Below are 16,653 nucleotides of genomic sequence, written 5' to 3' on the forward strand. Positions count from 1 at the left end.
GGTCCCGGAAGTCAGAGGTAAGCCATGCGCGCCCGACCGATAGCCGTCTCCGCACTCACCGCCCTCGTGGCGACCCTCGCCCTGACCGCCTGCGACGACGAGGGCAGCGGCGCCAAGGCGAACAAGGGGAACAAGAAGGCCGACAGCTCGTCATCCGCCGCCCGCTCCACCGCGTGCGAGGCGGACCAGGTCGGACAGGAGGTCGCCGCGAGCGAGGCCCCGGCCGCCGGCGACACCGGGAGCGTCTCGGTCACCCTCACCAACCGCTCCGACGGCGACTGCACCCTGGAGGGCTTCCCCCGCGTCGACCTGGCCGCGGGCGGCACCACCTGGTCCCTCGCCCACGAGGAGTCCGCGAAGCCGGAGAAGCTGACCCTCAAGCCGGACGAGACGACCGCCTTCACGATCACGTACGTACGAGGGCCCGCGGGCGACGCGACCAAGGGTGCCGCCGTGAAGACCGTGAAGTTCGGCCTGCCCGGTGCGGGCGCCGATCTGTCCTTCCCCTGGAAGTACGGCGAGGTCGCACTGCGGAGCGAGAGCGAGCCGGACGCCTCGGTGGGCCCGCTCCAGCGCGCCGGAGACTGAGCCACCGCCCCCCCGATCGCCGGGGTCACCGCAGTGGCGGCCGTGCCCTCACCTGGGCGCGGTCCGCCGCGGCGGCTCCTTCCTCCCAGCCGGCCGCGTCGTTCACCCCGCGCAGCCTGGTGGTGACGGTCGCCGGGAACATCCGCTCCGCCTCGTCCGCGACCGCCACGTCCCGGGCCGCGAGAACCGGCAGCAACTCCCCCTCCGTCGCCGTCACCTGTCCCTCGGCCACATCCGCCAGCCGGTCGCCGATGCGATGGGCGTACGCGGCGAGGAAGGACTGCCGGAAGGACTTCGTACGCTTCCTGCCGCCCGCCCGCTGTGCCGCCTCCGCCTTCGTCATCGCGGCGGTGGCCTGCACGAGGAGCGAGGTGTAGAGGAGTTCGACGGCCTCCAGGTCGGGGTCGAAGCCGACGACGGTCGAGAAGCCGAGGGCCTCGTTCCAGACCGCCCGGCAGCGGTTGGCCCCGGACACCGCAGAGAGGAGTACCGCCTTGGCCGTCTCGTAGGGCGGGTCGACGCCGATGCGGCAGGCGCCGGGCGCGTCCTTGGCGTGCGTACGGGCCGCGAGCAGCGCCTCGTCGATGCTGTGCCGCGCCATCAGCTCCTGCGCCTTGGCGCTCAACGCCTCCGCCTCCTCCGGGAACCCGGTCGCCTCGGCCTTGGCCAGCAGCGCGCGGATACGGGTGAGCATGCGGGAGCCCTTCGGGGCGCCGGCCGCCGCCCTGGGCGCGTCCACGTCCAGGGGCTCGATGGAGGGCAGGCGGAGCAGCAGCCGGTACAGGCCCAGTACGGCGGTGGCGTACGAGAAGCGGTCGGTGCGGGGTTCGGGGCGGGGCCGGGCCTTCGTCCCGGAGACCCCGGAGGCCCTGGCGGCATCGGCGGCCCCGGCGGTCAGCTCTTCGAGCTGTGCCGTCCAGCGCGGGCCGCGGGGCTGCTCGTTGCGGCGGCTCTCGTCGAGTATCAGCGCCGACACCAGGCGTACGTGCGTGTCGTCCAGCTCGCGGCGCACGATCCGTACGACATCGGCGGGCTGCCAGCCGCGCCGCCAGGCTCCCTCGACGAACTCCTCGCCGCGGCGGGCCAGTTCGGCGTCGGACGCGGGGTCGGAGGCGAGGAGCGAGGCACCGGTGTCGAGGGCCGCGTCGGAATCGGCGTAGAGGGCGGCTTCGAAGGCGCGCTCCACGGTGCTGGGCGTACTGCTCATTCCTCGATCGTGTCACGCGCCGGGGTGGGGGCGGCCCGGCAGGTGTCAACTCGGGGTTGACACCCCTTCACTGTCAACCTACGGTTGACACATGACCACGAATCCACGTGCCACCACCTCCGTACGCCTCGACGATCTGATCGAGGCCATCAAGAAGGTTCACGAAGACGCTCTCGACCAGCTCCAGGACGCGGTGATCGCGGCGGACCACCTCGGCGACGTGGCCGACCATCTGATCGGTCACTTCGTGGACCAGGCCCGCCGTTCGGGCGCGTCCTGGACGGACATCGGCAAGAGCATGGGGGTCACCCGGCAGGCGGCCCAGAAGCGGTTCGTGCCGAAGGCGGAGTCGGACCTCGATCCCAGCCAGGGCTTCAGCCGCTACACGCCACGGGCCAGGAACGTGGTGATCGTCTCCCAGAACGAGGCCAAGAACGCGGGCAACGACCTGATCCGCACCGAGCACCTGGTCCTCGGCCTGATCACCGAGGCGGAGGGCCTCGGGGCGAAGGCCATCACCGCGCAGGGCGTCACCCTGGACACCGTGCGCGAGGCCGCGACCGCCGCCCTGCCGCCGAGCGCCGCGGACGTACCCGCGCTCATCCCCTTCGACAGCAACGCCAAGAAGGCCCTCGAACTCACCTTCCGCGAGGCCCTCCGGCTCGGCCACAACTACATCGGCACGGAGCACATCCTGCTCGCGCTGCTGGAGCAGGAGGCCGGCACGGGCGCGGGCCTCCTCGGCGGACTCGGCGTCGACAAGGCTGCGGCCGAGGCGAACGTCGCGGAGGCGCTGGAGAAGGTGCGGCAGTCCCTCCAGGAGGACTGACCGGCCGACGGGTGCATCGTGTGCCCGGCACCGGACACGGCCCTGAACTGCGCGACTCGCGGTTCAGGGCCGTTGTCAGACCTGCCTGCGAGACTCGCAGTCATGACCGACCGGTGGGCTCTCGCGCCGGCCGAGGACGGCGGCGCCGAGCTCGCCCCCCTCGGCCCCGACGGGCTGCCCGCCGGACCGGTCCTGAGGGAACCGGATCTCGCCGAGTCCGTACGGTCCCGGCCGGACGTCGTCCGCTGGGTGTGGCGGGCGACGGCCGAGGTCTATCCGCGGCTGCGCGAGGCGGGCGTCCGCGTGGAGCGGTGTTACGACATGGAGGCCGCCGAGACCCTCCTCCTCGGCCACGAGGGACGGCTCGGCGAGCCCCGCTCGGCGGCAGCCGCCCTGGCGAGGCTGCGCGGCGGTCCCGTACCGCCCGACCCCCCGCAGCGCTCCGCCGAGCCCGGCTCGCAGTCCTCCCTCTTCGAGCCCCGCCCCGTCCACGTACCGCTGGAACGGCTCATCGATGTGTACGGGGACCAGCAGCGAAGACATGACGCGGCCGAGCACCCCGGGCGGATGCGGCTGCTGACGGCCGCCGAGTCGGCGGGCATGCTCGTGGCGACCGAGATGAACGCGTCCGGGATGCCGTGGAGCGCGGACGTGCACCGGGACGTGCTGCACGAACTGCTCGGCGAGCGGTACACGGGCGGGGGCGAGCCACGCCGCCTCGCCGAGCTCACGGACGAGGTGTCGGCCGCGTTCGGGAGACGGGTGCGGCCCGATCTGCCCGCGGACGTCATCAAGGCCTTCGGGCAGGCCGGGATCAAGATCAAATCAACCCGCCGCTGGGAGATCGAGACGATCGACCACCCGGCCGTGAAGCCGCTCGTCGAGTACAAGAAGCTGTACCGCATCTGGGTCGCGCACGGCTGGTCGTGGCTCCAGGACTGGGTACGGGACGGGCGGTTCAGACCGGAGTACCTGCCGGGCGGGACGGTCACCGGACGCTGGGTGACCAACGGCGGGGGCGCGCTGCAGATCCCCAAGGTCATCCGGCGCGCCGCGGTCGCCGACCCCGGCTGGCGGCTCGTCGTCGCGGACGCCGACCAGATGGAGCCGCGGGTGCTGGCCGCGATCTCCCGCGACCCCGGCCTGATGGAGGTCGCCGGGCGGGAGACCGACCTCTACCAGTCCGTGTCCGACCGCGCCTTCTCCGGCGACCGCGCACAGGCCAAGCTCGCCGTGCTCGGCGCGGTCTACGGCCAGACCTCCGGCGACGGCCTCAAGAACCTCGCGCTGCTGCGCCGCCGCTTCCCCAGGGCGGTGGCGTACGTGGACGACGCGGCGCGGGCCGGCGAGGAGGGGCGGCTCGTGCGGACCTGGCTGGGGCGGACGTGCCCTCCGGCGGCGGGGTCGGACTCCTCGGGAGAGGAGGCCGGGATCCCGGAGAGCGAGCAGGCCGGCGTCGTACCGGGCGAGGGCGGCGAGCCCGGGGACGCCCAGGACTGGGTGCCGGGGTACGCATCCACCAACTCCCGTGCCAGGGGCCGCTTCGCGCGCAACTTCGTCGTCCAGGGCAGCGCCGCCGACTGGACCCTCCTCGTGCTCGCCGCGCTCCGCCGCACCTGCCGGGACATGGCGGCCGAGCTGGTCTTCTTCCAGCACGACGAGGTGATGGTGCACTGTCCGGCGGCGGAGGCCGACACGGTCGTCGAGGCCATCCGGGAGGCCGCTGAGCTGGCGGGACGGCTGACGTTCGGGGAGACGCCGGTGCGGTTTCCGTTCACGACGGCGGTGGTGGAGTGCTACGCGGACGCGAAGTGAGCGCGGCGCGAAGTGAGTGGGGCGCGCGCTGTCCGGCCCCCGCCGAGCTCCCGCTCAACCCCCTTGTGTCAAAGGTTAGTTGAGCCGGACCAGCAACAGCTCCCGCAGTTCGTCGGTCACCGTGCTGTCGGTGCCGTCCAGGTCGTCGAGGGCCAGTTCCCACTGCTCGTACGCCTCGTCGGCGCGGCCCGCCGACCGGTGCAGCAGGCCCTGCTGGTGCCGGGCGAGACCGGCGGTGTAGCGGTCGGCGCGCAGTTCGGCGCGGGCCAGCAGCAGGGCGCACTCGCGGGCGGCCCGCTCGGTGCGGTCGAGGCCGCGCAGCGCACGGACGAGACCGAGGCGGGTCTGCGAGCCGCTCTGCCAGTCGACCCCGTCCGAGACGCTCAGGGCACGGTCGAAGTGCTCCAGCGCACGGGCCGGTTCGCCGAGCGTGAGGTGGGCGAACCCGATGTTGCAGTGCCCTGATTCGCGGACCCGGGAGTCGCCCATGGTCTCGCCGAGCGCGAGGCTCCGCTCGTGCCACTCGATGGCGGCGCGCGGGTCGGAGTGCTCGTAGAGGTTGCCGAGGTTGCTGTAGGCGACGGCCTCGCCGTCCAGGTCGCCCAGCTCCCGGGCCAGCTCCAGGCTTTCCCGCAGGGCGAGTTCGCACTCGACGTACCGGCCCAGGCTCTCCAGCAGCAGCCCGCGGTTGTTCAGGCAGCGCTGGATGCGCGGGACGACGCCGAGGCCGCGCCAGCGCGAGAGGGCCTGGTCGGTCAGGACGAGCGCCTTGCCCGCCTGTCCCTGCATGAAGTGGAGGCCCGCCAGGTCGGACAGCGCGATCGCCTCGGCGGCGTCGTCCCCGAGCCGCCGCGCCACCGTCAGCGCCCGCCGCCCCAGCACCGCCAGCTCGCGCAGCCGGCCGCGGCGCTGCAGATACGGGAAGAGGGCGCGTACGAGGACGGGGACCAGCGGGGACTCGGCGGCGCGGCCCTCGACGAGCGCGACGACGTTCGCCACCTCGCGGTCCCCCCAGGCGACGGCCTCGGCGGCCGACGCGAACGGCACGGTCTCACCGCCCGTGGCGCCCGCACGCTCCGACTCGGCCGCCGAGGCCGTCGCGCCGAGCCGGTTGTCGCGGTCGACACCGGAGGGGATCAGGGCCGGTACGCACCGACGGGCGGAGGCGATGTACCAGTGGAGGGCGATGTCGGTGGGGTCGGGGCTGGTGGGGCTGGGGTCCTCCTCCGCCGTCTCCCGGGCGACCTCGCGGGCGAAGTCGCGTACGAGGTCGTGCGGGGCGTAGCGGCCGTACGTCGTCTCGTCGAGGAGGGCGACGTCGACGAGGCGGTCGAGGGCGGCCTCGGTGCGGCGTTCGCCGGCGCCCAAAAGCCGGGCGAGGAGCGGGACCCCGTACGTCGGCAGGTCGAGCGCGCCGATCCGGCGCAGGGCGAGGGCGGCGTCCCGGTCGGCCTCGCGGTCGGAGGCCCGCAGCGCGTCGAGGGCGACCGCGAGCGAGCGGCGCACGCTGAGGTCGTCGTACTCCAGGTGGTGCAACCGGCCCTCGCTGGCGGCCAGTTGACCGGCGAGCGCGTCCGGTGTGAGGACCTGGCGGGCGGCGAGCCGGGCAGCGACGATCCGCAGGGCGAGCGGCAGCCGTCCGGTGAGGCCGACCAGAGGGTGCGTACCGTCGAGGCCGTCCCGTCCGGAGACGGCCCGCAGCAGTTCGGCGCTCTCCTCGTCGGAGAGGGGGGCGAGCGGGAAGCGGGTCACGCCGTCCAGCGCGGTGAGGGGCGAGCGGCTGGTGACGATCACCGCGCAGCCGGGGCCGGCCGGCAGCAGGGGGCGGACCTGGGCGGCGTTCACGGCGTCGTCGAGTACGAGCAGGGTGCGGGTGGGCGCCAGCATCGAGCGGAGCAACGCGCTTGCCGCGTCCGGGTGTTCGGGGACGCCCCGCGGTTCCACGCCCAGGTCGCGGAGCAGCGCGGCGAGGGCCTGCCCGACGGTGAGCGGCGGCACGCCGGGCGTGGCTCCGTGCAGCCGTACGTACAGCTGACCATCCGGGAACTCGGCCCGCAGCCCGTGCGCCACCTGCACGCCCAGCGCGCTCTTCCCGACGCCTGCCATGCCGCTGACCACGGCCACTCGGGGGTGCCCGGCCGCGGCCGCGGCCCCGGCGCCCCTCGACACGAGTGTGGCGCGCAGCCTGCCGATGGTCTCGGCGCGACCCGTGAAACAGAGGGGAGCGGGAGGGAGTTGGGCGGGGCGGGGGACGGGGACGAGGGAGGGCACCTTCGGAGCGGCTGGGGAGTCTGGATCAGCTGGATCGGCTGGGGTGAGTGGGGCCGCCTGGTCCGCCGGGGAGATCCGGGCGGCTTCCGCCGAGGGCAGGTGGTCGGCTCCGCGCCGATCGGTACGGCTGGGGGCCGACTCGGCGGACAGCGGGCCGGAGACACCGTCGCCTCCGGCGGACACATCAGCACCCGATCCAGATCCCGGCCCCAGGCCCGGACCCAGGCCCGGACCCGGACCCGGACCCGGACCCGGACCCGGACCCGACTCTGCTCCAGTCCCCGAACCCTCGTCCCGCAGAATCTCCAGGTGGGCCTCGCGGACCGTGAGGCCCGGTTCCACGCCGAGTTCGTGGATGAGGGTGCGGCGCAGGTCGCGGTGGACGGCGAGGGCCTCGGCGCGGCGGCCCGTCCGGTGGAGGACCATCATCAACTGGCGGTGGAAGGCCTCACGGAGGGGGAACTCCGCGACCAGCGCGGCCAGTTCGGGTGCGAGACCGGAGAGCCGTACGTCCCCGTCGGACACCCCGCGGCCCAGCTCCAGTTCTGCGTCGTACCGGCACTCCAGGGCGAACAGCCGTGCCTCCTCCAGCCGTTGGACGAGGGAGAGTCCGCCGAGGCCGGGAGGCATGCCGGTCAGTGGGGTGCCGCGCCACAGCCCGAGTGCCGCAACGGCCTCGGTCACGGCCTGCTCCCAGTCCCGCCGCGCGTGTGCCGCCCGGGCGGCACCGATCCGGGTCTCGAAGAGGCGTACGTCCAACTCGCCCTCGGCGACGCGTAGTTGGTAGCCGGGCGGGGCCGACCGCAGCCGGTCCGGGTCGTCCAGGAGGCGGCGCAGGCGGGTCACGTGGTTCTGCAGCGACGCATGCGCGGAGGCGGGCGGCGTCCCGCCCCACAGCGCGTCCTTGAGCACGTCGACGGAGACGACCCGGCCCGGTTCCAGCAGCAAAGCGGTGAGCAGTACCCGCCCCTTCGCGCTGCTCACCGGCCGCGGCACACCGTCGGCGTCGTACACGACGGTCGGACCGAGAAGCCCGAAGCGCAGCGCGGAGGACAGTCCGGAGGGCAGCCCGGAGGGCTCTGCGGAACCCGGCTCGGGCGAGGACGCGGGTATCGCCCCAGGTGACGGCCCGCCCGGGCGGCCGGGCGATCGGTCGCGGCGCAGCCCGGCGCCCCGCTCCGACCGCTGTCCGCCGCCCACCTGTCCGCCTCTTCCCATCGGCGGCCGTCAACGGCCTGAATCCGCCGCTCCCGCCACCTCCCAGGCGAAACTCTGTGCCTCGCCACACCGTTCGCCCCATGTTAGCGATCGGTTGGCGTGGCCTGATTTGATCACCGTTCGGACCCGGTCGTTCCGGTACGCGGTTGGCGTCGTAGGTCGCCGTGGCTCGGGGGAGTGTCGCCGTAGCGACCGGGTCCGAGAACCCGTGGGTGGGACTGGGTTCGAGAACCCGTGGGTGGGGGCCGGCTCAGATGACCGGTGGCCGCCCGAGGCGCGTGAGCCGCCAGACAGTCCCCCAGCGCATCGGCCGCCGTTCCCCCGCCGAGACCCGGAGCCCCTCCACGAAGCCGCCGAACCATGCCCGCAGCCCGCCAACTGAGCGTGTCCGCAGGAGAGTCAGCGCGATCCAGACCGCCAGGTGGACAGGGATGAGCGGGAGCGGCAGCCGGCGCCGGACGAGCCAGACGCGGTTGCGGGCGGTGACGCGGTAGTAGATGGCGTGCCGTGCGGGCGAGGTCTTGGGGTGCTGGAGCAGCAGCTCGGGCTCGTACCGGATGGTCCACCCGGCATCGGCGGCCCGCCACGCCAGGTCGGTCTCCTCGTGCGCGAAGAAGAACTCGGCCGGCCAGTCCCCGGTCTGCGCGAGCATCTCCATGGAGAGGGCGTGTCCGCCGCCGAGGAAGCCGGTGACCTCCCCGCCCCGCATCGGGTCCTTGGCGCCGAGCCGGGGCACGTGCCGCCGCTGGGTCTCGCCGTGCTCGTCGGCGATACGGAATCCGACGATGCCCAGGCGCGGATCGGCGGCGTACAGATCCCGTACGTGCCGCAGGACGTCGGGGTCGACGAGGAGCCCGTCGTCGTCCAGGTCGACGACTACGTCCACGTCCCCGAACTCCCGCAGCCGGCTCAGCGCGACGTTCCGGCCGCCCGGGCAGCCGAGGTTCTCGTCGACCTCGATGGCGGTGACCTCGCCGGGCAGCCCCAGCCGGTCGGCGAACTCGGGCAGCGGACAGCCGTTCCCGACGATCACGATCCGCGTGGGTGCGACGTCCTGCTTGGCCACCGACGCGAGCAGCGCGTCGACCTCCTGGGGCCGGGTGCCCATCGTCACCACGGCCACCGCGATCCGCGGCTCCATCGGCACGGCGCCCACCCCCACCACTCGACCTCGTACGACAACCTCGTACGACAACAAGGGGCGATGCTAGCCGTTCACGGTAAGGACTCTTCAAATACGCCGATTCTCCTTGCGTCGTACGAACTTCAGCCCCGACCAGTCGTCCCCGAGCGCGGCGACCTTCACATCCACGACACCCAGGGGCAGGAACAGCTCCCGCAGCGCGTTCTCGGTGATGTCGCTGACGTGGCCCGCCGCCTTCCGTGGCCAGGCGATCCAGAGCATCGCGGAGTCGGCGAGCGCCTCGACGAGCCCGGGTCCCTCGGCGGCCAGTACGGCCGCCTCCCGGTAGAAGGCCACGGTGACGTCCGCCCCCGTCGGCCCTCCTTCGGCGACCTCGCAGTCCTCGGGCAGCCCGGGGATCGCCCACCCCTCCCCCGGCGCGTGCAGCAACCGCACCCGCTGCCCGGCCTTGATCCCGATCTTCTTGGCCAGCGGCGTACCGGAGTACCCGCCGCCCGCCCCGCGCCCAGCACTCGCCCCGCTCACCGCGCCACCACCGTCCATGCGCTCATGCACGCACTCGTGCGCTCATGAACTCGTGCGTCCATGCATTCGTGCGTCCGTGTACTCGTGTCCATGAACTCGTGTGTCCATGGTTACTCGCGGTTCGCCGTCGTGCCGCTCATTGCCGTCCTGGCCCCGGTGGCAGGTAGCGTGTCCACGGCCGCTTCCCGAAGGAGCCCGCGACATGACCGTATCGATCTCCCTCCTCCTGATGGCGGTCGTCGCATTGGCGGCGGCGGTCGCGGCGCCCCGTGTCCTGACCCGGGCGGTCTGGCCCGACCGGGAGCCCGTGCTCGCGCTGTGGGTGTGGCAGTGCCTGGTCGCGACCGTGCTGCTCTGCTGCCTTACGTCGCTCGTGCTGAGCGCCTCGGCGGTCTTCCACACCGTCCGTGTCCATGTCTTCGCGCCCGCGCCGCCCAGGGTCACCGCGGCGTACGACCTGGCCGCCGCCCCGCCCTGGACCACCGCGCTGACGCTGCTGCTGGCCGGCGGTGCCGCCTGGACCACGGCCATGCTGGCGCGGGAGGTGACCGAGGCCCGCAGGCGCGGGCGGCTGCGCCGCGAGCACCTGCGCGAACGCGCCCCCGAGCTGCCGGCCGGGCTCAGCGACTCCCGCGGCCCGCTCCTCGTGCTGGAGGACGAGTACCCGGACGCCTGGTGGATGCCGGGCAGCCCGCCCCAGCTCGTCGTCACCACGGGCGCGCTGGGGCGCCTCACCGACCACCAGCTGGACGCCATCCAGGCCCATGAGCTGGGTCACGCCCGGGCCCGCCACGACTGGCTCCTGCACCTCTCCCAGGCGCTGGCCTCCGGTTTCCCGGGCATCCCTCTGTTCACCCACTTCCGCGACCAGACCCACCGCCTGGTCGAGCTCTCCGCCGACGACACGGCCTCCCGCAGCTGCGGCCACCTCACCACGGCCCTCGCGCTGATCGAGCTGAACCAGCACCGGGGCGTCCTGTCCTGCGCCACTCCCCGCCCCCTGCTCCACCAGCGGGTGGAGCGCCTCCTGGACCCGCCGCCCCGGCTGCCCCGGACCCACCGCCGCGGTACGACGACGGCCGCGGCCCTGGCCCCGCTCATCCCGCTCCTCATCGCCTTCGGCCCGGCCCTGGCGACGCTGGGCTCCTAGCGCTGGGCTCCTAGGGCCTGTCCGGCGATTCCCTCCCAGACTCTCCCCTGCCCCTCCCCCGGCCCGTCGGCGGCCCCGCACCGGGCTCACCGGGCCAACTCCGCTTCTCCAGGCTCCACTTGAGGCACCCCCTTGCCTCGGCCCGACCTCAACTCCGAGCAACCCCGTGGCCCCGATTCTCATCTTCTTCTCAGGGACGAGAGGGACGAGAGGGACGAGAGAGATGCCCGGGGCATCTGGGGCAACCGAGGTGCCCGGGCGCAGGAGCCAACAGGAGGAGAAGGACGTTGAGCCATGCCCGGCGCACATTGGTCGCCGCTGCGGCGTTGTTGGCGGTGGTGGTGGGGTCGCAAGGAGTCGCGCAGGCCCGCCCGGCCGCCGAACCCGCACCGCCCGCGGCCTCGGCCGACCCCGACGGCAGACTGCCGGCGGGCTGGCAGATCACCGAGACGAGATCCGGTCAGCACCTGAGCTGGCGCTCGGCCACACCGGTGCCCATGGGAGACGCCGCCGTCGAGTTCTACTCCGGCGACCGGCTCCTGGGCCGGCCGCTCGCCGCCAAGGACGGGCACACGTTCAGGCTCGCCCTCCAGGGCGTGGAGCTCGGACCGGCGAAGGACCTGCAGGTGCGGGCCGCCGGTCGCCGCCTCGACGAGGCCGGCATCGAGGCGGACTCACGGCGGCGTGCCTCCAAGGCGCCGGTGAAGCCGTCGGCCCTGCCGCCGGTCAACCCCGTGGACCCGGGCGTCCCCGGCCCGTACCGCACGGTCAGCGGCGAGTACGAGCTGAAGTCCGTGAAGCTGCCCGACTTCCCCGAACCGGTCGAGATGCGCGCGGCCGTGGTCGCACCGGCCGGGGCCCAGGGCAAGCGCCCGCTGGCCCTCTTCCTGCACGGCCGCCACCCCACCTGCTACACCGGGGGCCCGGACGGCGAGTTCGTCGGCGACTGGCCCTGCCCCACCGGTTCGAAGGCGATACCGAGCCACCGCGGCTATCTCCACGACCAGAAACTGCTGGCGTCCCAGGGCTATGTGACGGTGTCCATATCCGCCAACGGCGTCAACGGCCAGGACTTCGCGGCGGAGGACGGCGGAGCACAGGCCCGCTCGTCCCTCGTACGCCAGCACCTCGCCCGCTGGGCCAACTGGTCGGGCGCCGGACGGACTTCGGCACCGGAGGTCGTACGGAAGGCGGCGCGGGCGGACCTGTCGCGCGTACTCCTGGTCGGTCACTCGCGGGGCGGCGAGGGCGTGAACCGGGCCGCGATGGACAGCCTCTCCAAGCCTCCCGCCGACCGGGACGGCTACCGGGGTCCGGTGCGCTGGAAGATCCGGGGGACCGTCCTCATCGGCCCCACGATCTTCGGGCAGAACCCCGCTCCCGAGGTGCCGTCGATGACGATCCTGCCCGGCTGCGACGGCGATGTGTCCGATCTGCAGGGTGAGATCTACGTGGACGGGACCCGCGGTGTCAGCCGTGGTGCCGCCCTGCACAGCGCGGTCTACATGGTCGGCGCCAACCACAACTTCTTCAACACCGAGTGGACGCCGGGCCAGGCCCAGGCGCCCGCCAACGACGACTTCTGGGACGACGAGGGGTCGCCGGACGCGGTGTGCACGCCGGGCACCGCGACGCGCCTGACCGCCAAGAAGCAGCAGGCCGCGGGCTCCACCTACATAGCCGCCGCGGCCCGAGTGTTCGTCGCGGGCGACGACCGGGTCCGGCCGCTGCTGGACGGGTCCGGCGTACGCGCGAAGTCCGCGGGTTCCGCGCGCGTCCTCACTCACGCCGTCGGCGCCCGTCGTGGCGGCGCGTTCGTGCCGGACCCCTCGGTGAAGGTGGACGGCGGCCGGCTGTGCGAGCAGGTCGATCCCGACCCGGCCGCGGCCTGCCTCAACCCCGACGAGCCCGGCGCGTCACCGCACTTCGCCGGCTGGGAGACGGACCGGGAAGCGGGCCGCAACGCCGTGGCGCTCGACTGGTCGGCGGCGGGTTCCGCGGTACGGGTGCGGCCCGAGCGGCCGGTCTCGGTGACCGGAGCCAAGTCGCTGGCCCTGCGCGTGATCGTGCCCCCGAACACCACCGGCACCCGCCTGGACGTGTCCCTCACGGACACCGCGGGCCGACGGGCGAAGCTCGGCGACATCCGCCTCGACGGACTGCCGGGCACCGAGCGGACGACCTCGTACTGGGGCCAGGAGGTACGCGTACCGCTGACCGCCGCGACCGCCGCCGGGCTGGACCTCAAGCAGGTGAAGTCCCTCGAACTGACCCCCCGCAGCGGATCGGGGAAGGCATGGCTGATCGACGCCTGGGGCTGGCGCCCCGGCATGGCGGACGTACGGCCGGTCTCGCCGCCGCGCGTCGACATCGGCCGGCTGACCGCCGACGAGGGCGACTCCGGAGTGAAGACCTACCAGGTGCCGATACAGCTCTCCGGGCAGGGCAGTGGACAGATCCGGCTCTTCGTCGCGGACCCCGAGACGCGTGAGACCACGTCCCGGGTGGTGACCGTGCGACCCGGCACCGAGAGCATCGACGTGCCGGTCGACGTGCCCGGCAACACCCGCTACAGCTACGGCACGGCGTACAACGTGTTCGCCAAGGCCGTCCACGACACGGTGGTCGGCAACCACCTCGGCGGCGTGACCGTGAAGGACGACGACCCGATGCCCACGTTCAGTGTCGCGCCGGTTCCGAGCCGGGTCACCGAGGGCCAGAGTCTGACGTGGCGGATCACCCAGTCCGCGGTCGCCGACACGGAGATCTGGATCGACTCCGCGTTCGCGCGTGTCGACGGCGCCGAACTGTCCACCACCGACGTCGACCCGGCCTGGCTGGAGGAGACCACCGGTGAGTCACCGGCCCCCTCCCGGCCGCTGACCGAGCTGGAAGGGCTCTATCTGCCCCTCAGCGTCCCCCAGGGCGAGCTGAGCACCGACGTGACCATTCCTGTCGTCGCGGACGGTGTGAGCGAGCCGGAGGAGTCGCTGCGGATCCAGCTGTTCATCTGGCCGGGGGACGGCGAGCAGGTGGAGGGGCCGGTGCTCGACGGCACGGTGACGGACGCGTCGTAGTAGGGCTTTACGAAACCAGACGCGGGGGCCCGAAGTTCCGGGCCCCCGTTTCGCGCTCCTGATTCCTTGAAGCTCCCGGGTTCAGTTCAGTCCGTGGGCCCGTGCGCCATGATGCGGCGCAGTTCCTCGCTGAAGTCGGCCGCCGTCGGCTCCAGCAGCAGCGCCGCGAGGGGGATGTCCGCCCGCAGCCGCTCCCGGAGGGTCTCTACGACGCGCAGCACCTTGAAGGAGTCCCCGCCCAGGTCGAAGAAGTCGTCGTCCCGCCCGACCTCGGAGACCTGGAGGACCTCGCACCACACCTCGGACACGACGCTCTCCACGTCAACGGACTCGCCGACGGGGGCGCGCTGGACGGGCCGCGCGGGCGCGGATTCCGCCGACCGTTTCGCCGCCCAGGTCTCCAGGAGACGCCGGTCCAGCTTGCCGTTCGGCGTCAGCGGCAGTTCGTCCGCCACCTCGATGGCCGACGGCACCATGTACGGCGGGAGCCAGGTCAGCAGAGCCTCGCGTACGGACGACGGCAGGCTGCCCGGTGCCACACCCTCCTCGGGCACCACGAACGCGGCGAGCCGCTTCTCGGCACCCGAACCGTGCGCGACGACCGCCGCCTGCCCGACCCCCGTACAGCGTTTGGCGGTCTCCTCGATCTCGCCGGGCTCGATACGGATGCCCCGGATCTTCACCTGCCGGTCGGCCCGGCCCAGGAACTCCAACGCTCCGTCGGGGCGCGCCCTGACCAGGTCGCCGGAACGGTAGAGGCGGCAATGCGGGCTCACCGAGGGGACGTTGGAAAGACGCTCCGCGTCGAGAAAGCGCTCGGCGGTGAGTTCGGGTCGGTTCAGATAGCCGAGGGCGACACCGGCACCGCCGATGTACAGCTCGCCGGATTCCCCGTCGGCGACCGGCGTGCCCTTCTCGTCGAGGATCCACAGTTCGGTGTCCTGGATGGCGGGACCGATGAGCACGGTGTCCAGGTCGGGATCGCGCGGCAGCACCCAGGCCGTGCAGTAGATCGTGCACTCACTGGGCCCGTAGATGTTGGTGAGCGACGCGGTGGAGCGCGCGTGGAAGCGCTTGACCAGCTCGGGACCGAGCACTTCGCCGCCGGTGAGCACCTGCCTCAGACCGTCGTACCGCTCTGCGGGATCGCGGGTCAGCAGGAAGAGTTCGAGCTGGGACACGCCGAAGTAGACCGTCGTGATCCCCTGGTCGCGGATGAGTTCCGCGAGATGGTCCGCGTCGCGATGGCGGCCCGGGGCCGCGATGACGACGGTGGCACCCGCGAGCAACGGCCAGTACAGCTCGCCGAGATGCATGTCGAACGTGCACACCGTGTGGTGCAGCATCCGGTCGCGCTCGTCCATGCGGTGCGTGGTCTGCAGGGCCTTGATCCGTGAGACGAGAGCGCGGTGGCTGATCAGCGAGGCCTTGGGGCGGCCGGTGGATCCCGAGGTGTGGATGACGGCGACGGGGTCGTCCGCCGACGGGTCCGAGGCGTACGAGGCGTCCCGCACGGGTTCGAGTGTCGGCGGGTACGTGGCGCACTCCTCGTCCGTCAGGACGACCAGGTCCGGTACGTCCGAGAAGCGGTCGCGCAGCGCCGAGTTGGTGAGCACGGCCCGGGGTGCGCAGTCCTGGACGGCTCGCAGGGTCCGCTGTGGTGGGTCGTCCACGCCGAGTGCCACGTGGGCGGCGCCCGCGAACATGGCGCCCAGCACGGCCACCACGAACTCGACGGAACGGTCGTGGTGGATCACGACGCGGTCACCGGCCCGTACGCCGTGCGCGCGAAGGGCCGTGGCGGTCCGCAGGACCCGTTCCCTCAACTCGCCCACGGTGAGGACGGTTTGACCGGAGACGATCGCGGGGAGCGCCGGATCGCGCTCCCACCGTTCGAGCAGGAGTGCGTCGAGCCGGTGGTCCGCATCGGTCGACGGGCGGTCGGCGGAGGCCTGGACGGTCGTCATGGAGGTCAACCTCGGTCGGTCCGGGTGCGGAAGGCTAGGGCTGTGCTGCCGCGAACTGGTCGAGATTGCCGACGACGGCGTCCACCACCAGGGCGGGGGTGTCCGTCAGCAACATGTGTCCGCCCGGCAGCCAGACACTGCGGGTGTTCTCACTGAACAGGGCCCAGTCGGCGGTCCGTTCCTCGGGACACAGCGGATCCTCGTCCCCGAACACGGTGAGGAGCGGGCACCAGAGAAGGGGGTCGGGGCCCGACGAGTAGTCCTCGACGGCACGGATGTCCGCCACGATCGTCGGCAGCACCAGTTCGAGCATCTGCTCGTTGGCGGCGAGCCGTTCCGGGACCCCGCCGAACCCGTCGAGGATCCTCAGTACGCCGTCGGTGTCGTCCGTGTCGCGCAGCAACCGGCGCTCGGGGTCGGGCTTCTCGGTCACCGCCCACTGCGAGACGGCCACCATGCCGGCGACGCGGACGCCGTCGTCCCGCTGCAGTGCGCGTACGGCTTCCAGGCCGACGATCGCGCCGAAGCACACCCCGACCACGAGCAAGGGGGCGGTGCCGGGCAGCGCACGGGCCGTGGCCACGACGTCGTCGACCAGACCGGGCAGCTCCGGAACGCTCTCCCGGATACGCGTCTCCCTGCCGGGCAGCCGGGCCGTGGCCACCAGCCAGTCGGCCGGAGCGTGCTCCGCGAAGCCCTGGCCGCTCGCCGCCCCCGCGCCGGCGTGCGGAACGATCAGCACGCGTATCGAGGCGTCCTGCGGGTCGGCGCCCTTGAGCGCGAAGGTCTTTGCCGACAACGTTCTGTCACTCTCCATGGTTGGTGTCCGGTGCCTGGTGCCTGATATTTGATGCCTGGTGCC

General features: G+C 72.8%; 11 protein-coding genes. 5 read left to right on the forward strand and 6 right to left on the reverse strand.

Features of this window, described 5'->3' with window-relative positions:
* The first annotated feature begins 24 nt into the window (after positions 1-24).
* Positions 25-588: a DUF4232 domain-containing protein gene (locus ACN20J_RS22510; RefSeq protein ID WP_419666623.1), complete on the forward strand. Its 564-nt coding sequence runs from the start codon at positions 25-27 to the stop codon at positions 586-588.
* A gap of 25 nt (positions 589-613) precedes the next feature.
* Here ACN20J_RS22510 and ACN20J_RS22515 read toward each other — a convergent pair whose 3' ends face one another.
* Positions 614-1,795 carry a DUF2786 domain-containing protein gene (locus ACN20J_RS22515; RefSeq protein WP_419666624.1) on the reverse strand — a complete coding sequence of 394 codons (1,182 nt, stop codon included), beginning with the start codon at positions 1,793-1,795 and terminating at the stop codon, positions 614-616.
* Between the two features lie 91 nt (positions 1,796-1,886).
* Between ACN20J_RS22515 and ACN20J_RS22520 the strand changes: the two genes are divergently transcribed.
* Both ACN20J_RS22520 and ACN20J_RS22525 read left to right on the forward strand, forming a co-directional pair.
* Positions 1,887-2,624, forward strand: coding sequence for a Clp protease N-terminal domain-containing protein (locus ACN20J_RS22520; RefSeq protein WP_361893516.1), 738 nt, complete (start codon positions 1,887-1,889; stop codon positions 2,622-2,624).
* A gap of 102 nt (positions 2,625-2,726) precedes the next feature.
* Positions 2,727-4,439: a bifunctional 3'-5' exonuclease/DNA polymerase gene (locus ACN20J_RS22525; protein ID WP_419666625.1), complete on the forward strand. Its 1,713-nt coding sequence runs from the start codon at positions 2,727-2,729 to the stop codon at positions 4,437-4,439.
* 75 nt (positions 4,440-4,514) lie between these two features.
* Here the strand turns inward: ACN20J_RS22525 and ACN20J_RS22530 are convergent, their stop codons facing one another.
* The 3 genes from ACN20J_RS22530 to ACN20J_RS22540 form a co-directional block, all read right to left on the reverse strand.
* Positions 4,515-7,766, reverse strand: coding sequence for a BTAD domain-containing putative transcriptional regulator (locus tag ACN20J_RS22530; RefSeq protein WP_419668928.1), 3,252 nt, complete (start codon positions 7,764-7,766; stop codon positions 4,515-4,517).
* A 412-nt stretch (positions 7,767-8,178) separates the two neighbouring features.
* On the reverse strand, positions 8,179-9,069 hold the full coding sequence (locus ACN20J_RS22535; protein WP_189843318.1) for a glycosyltransferase family 2 protein: 891 nt from the start codon (positions 9,067-9,069) through the stop codon (positions 8,179-8,181).
* A 90-nt stretch (positions 9,070-9,159) separates the two neighbouring features.
* Positions 9,160-9,627 carry a DUF3052 domain-containing protein gene (locus ACN20J_RS22540; RefSeq protein ID WP_419666626.1) on the reverse strand — a complete coding sequence of 156 codons (468 nt, stop codon included), beginning with the start codon at positions 9,625-9,627 and terminating at the stop codon, positions 9,160-9,162.
* 172 nt (positions 9,628-9,799) lie between these two features.
* Here ACN20J_RS22540 and ACN20J_RS22545 point away from each other — a divergent pair, with 172 nt between their 5' ends.
* Positions 9,800-10,747 carry a M56 family metallopeptidase gene (locus ACN20J_RS22545; protein WP_189843195.1) on the forward strand — a complete coding sequence of 316 codons (948 nt, stop codon included), beginning with the start codon at positions 9,800-9,802 and terminating at the stop codon, positions 10,745-10,747.
* Between the two features lie 287 nt (positions 10,748-11,034).
* Positions 11,035-13,824 carry a hypothetical protein gene (locus ACN20J_RS22550; RefSeq protein ID WP_419666627.1) on the forward strand — a complete coding sequence of 930 codons (2,790 nt, stop codon included), beginning with the start codon at positions 11,035-11,037 and terminating at the stop codon, positions 13,822-13,824.
* Positions 13,825-13,910: 86 nt separating this feature from the next.
* Here ACN20J_RS22550 and ACN20J_RS22555 read toward each other — a convergent pair whose 3' ends face one another.
* Both ACN20J_RS22555 and ACN20J_RS22560 read right to left on the reverse strand, forming a co-directional pair.
* A complete protein-coding gene (locus ACN20J_RS22555) occupies positions 13,911-15,791 on the reverse strand; it encodes an amino acid adenylation domain-containing protein (RefSeq protein ID WP_419666628.1) in 1,881 nt (626 codons plus the stop codon).
* A 34-nt stretch (positions 15,792-15,825) separates the two neighbouring features.
* Positions 15,826-16,608, reverse strand: a complete 783-nt coding sequence (locus ACN20J_RS22560; protein WP_419666629.1) for a thioesterase II family protein — start codon at positions 16,606-16,608, stop codon at positions 15,826-15,828.
* Positions 16,609-16,653: the final 45 nt, after the last annotated feature.

Source organism: Streptomyces sp. 2-1 (genome assembly GCF_048564895.1).
Classification (GTDB): Bacteria; Actinomycetota; Actinomycetes; order Streptomycetales; family Streptomycetaceae; genus Streptomyces; species Streptomyces phaeochromogenes.

Bases quoted from the DNA above. Each gene is read 5' to 3' on its own strand.
- ACN20J_RS22510 (WP_419666623.1), top strand. From the start codon at position 25: ATGCGCGCCCGACCGATAGCCGTCTCCGCACTCACCGCCCTCGTGGCG.
- ACN20J_RS22515 (WP_419666624.1), bottom strand. From the start codon at position 1,795: ATGAGCAGTACGCCCAGCACCGTGGAGCGCGCCTTCGAAGCCGCCCTC.
- ACN20J_RS22520 (WP_361893516.1), top strand. From the start codon at position 1,887: ATGACCACGAATCCACGTGCCACCACCTCCGTACGCCTCGACGATCTG.
- ACN20J_RS22525 (WP_419666625.1), top strand. From the start codon at position 2,727: ATGACCGACCGGTGGGCTCTCGCGCCGGCCGAGGACGGCGGCGCCGAG.
- ACN20J_RS22535 (WP_189843318.1), bottom strand. From the start codon at position 9,069: ATGGAGCCGCGGATCGCGGTGGCCGTGGTGACGATGGGCACCCGGCCC.
- ACN20J_RS22545 (WP_189843195.1), top strand. From the start codon at position 9,800: ATGACCGTATCGATCTCCCTCCTCCTGATGGCGGTCGTCGCATTGGCG.
- ACN20J_RS22555 (WP_419666628.1), bottom strand. From the start codon at position 15,791: ATGACGACCGTCCAGGCCTCCGCCGACCGCCCGTCGACCGATGCGGAC.
- ACN20J_RS22560 (WP_419666629.1), bottom strand. From the start codon at position 16,608: ATGGAGAGTGACAGAACGTTGTCGGCAAAGACCTTCGCGCTCAAGGGC.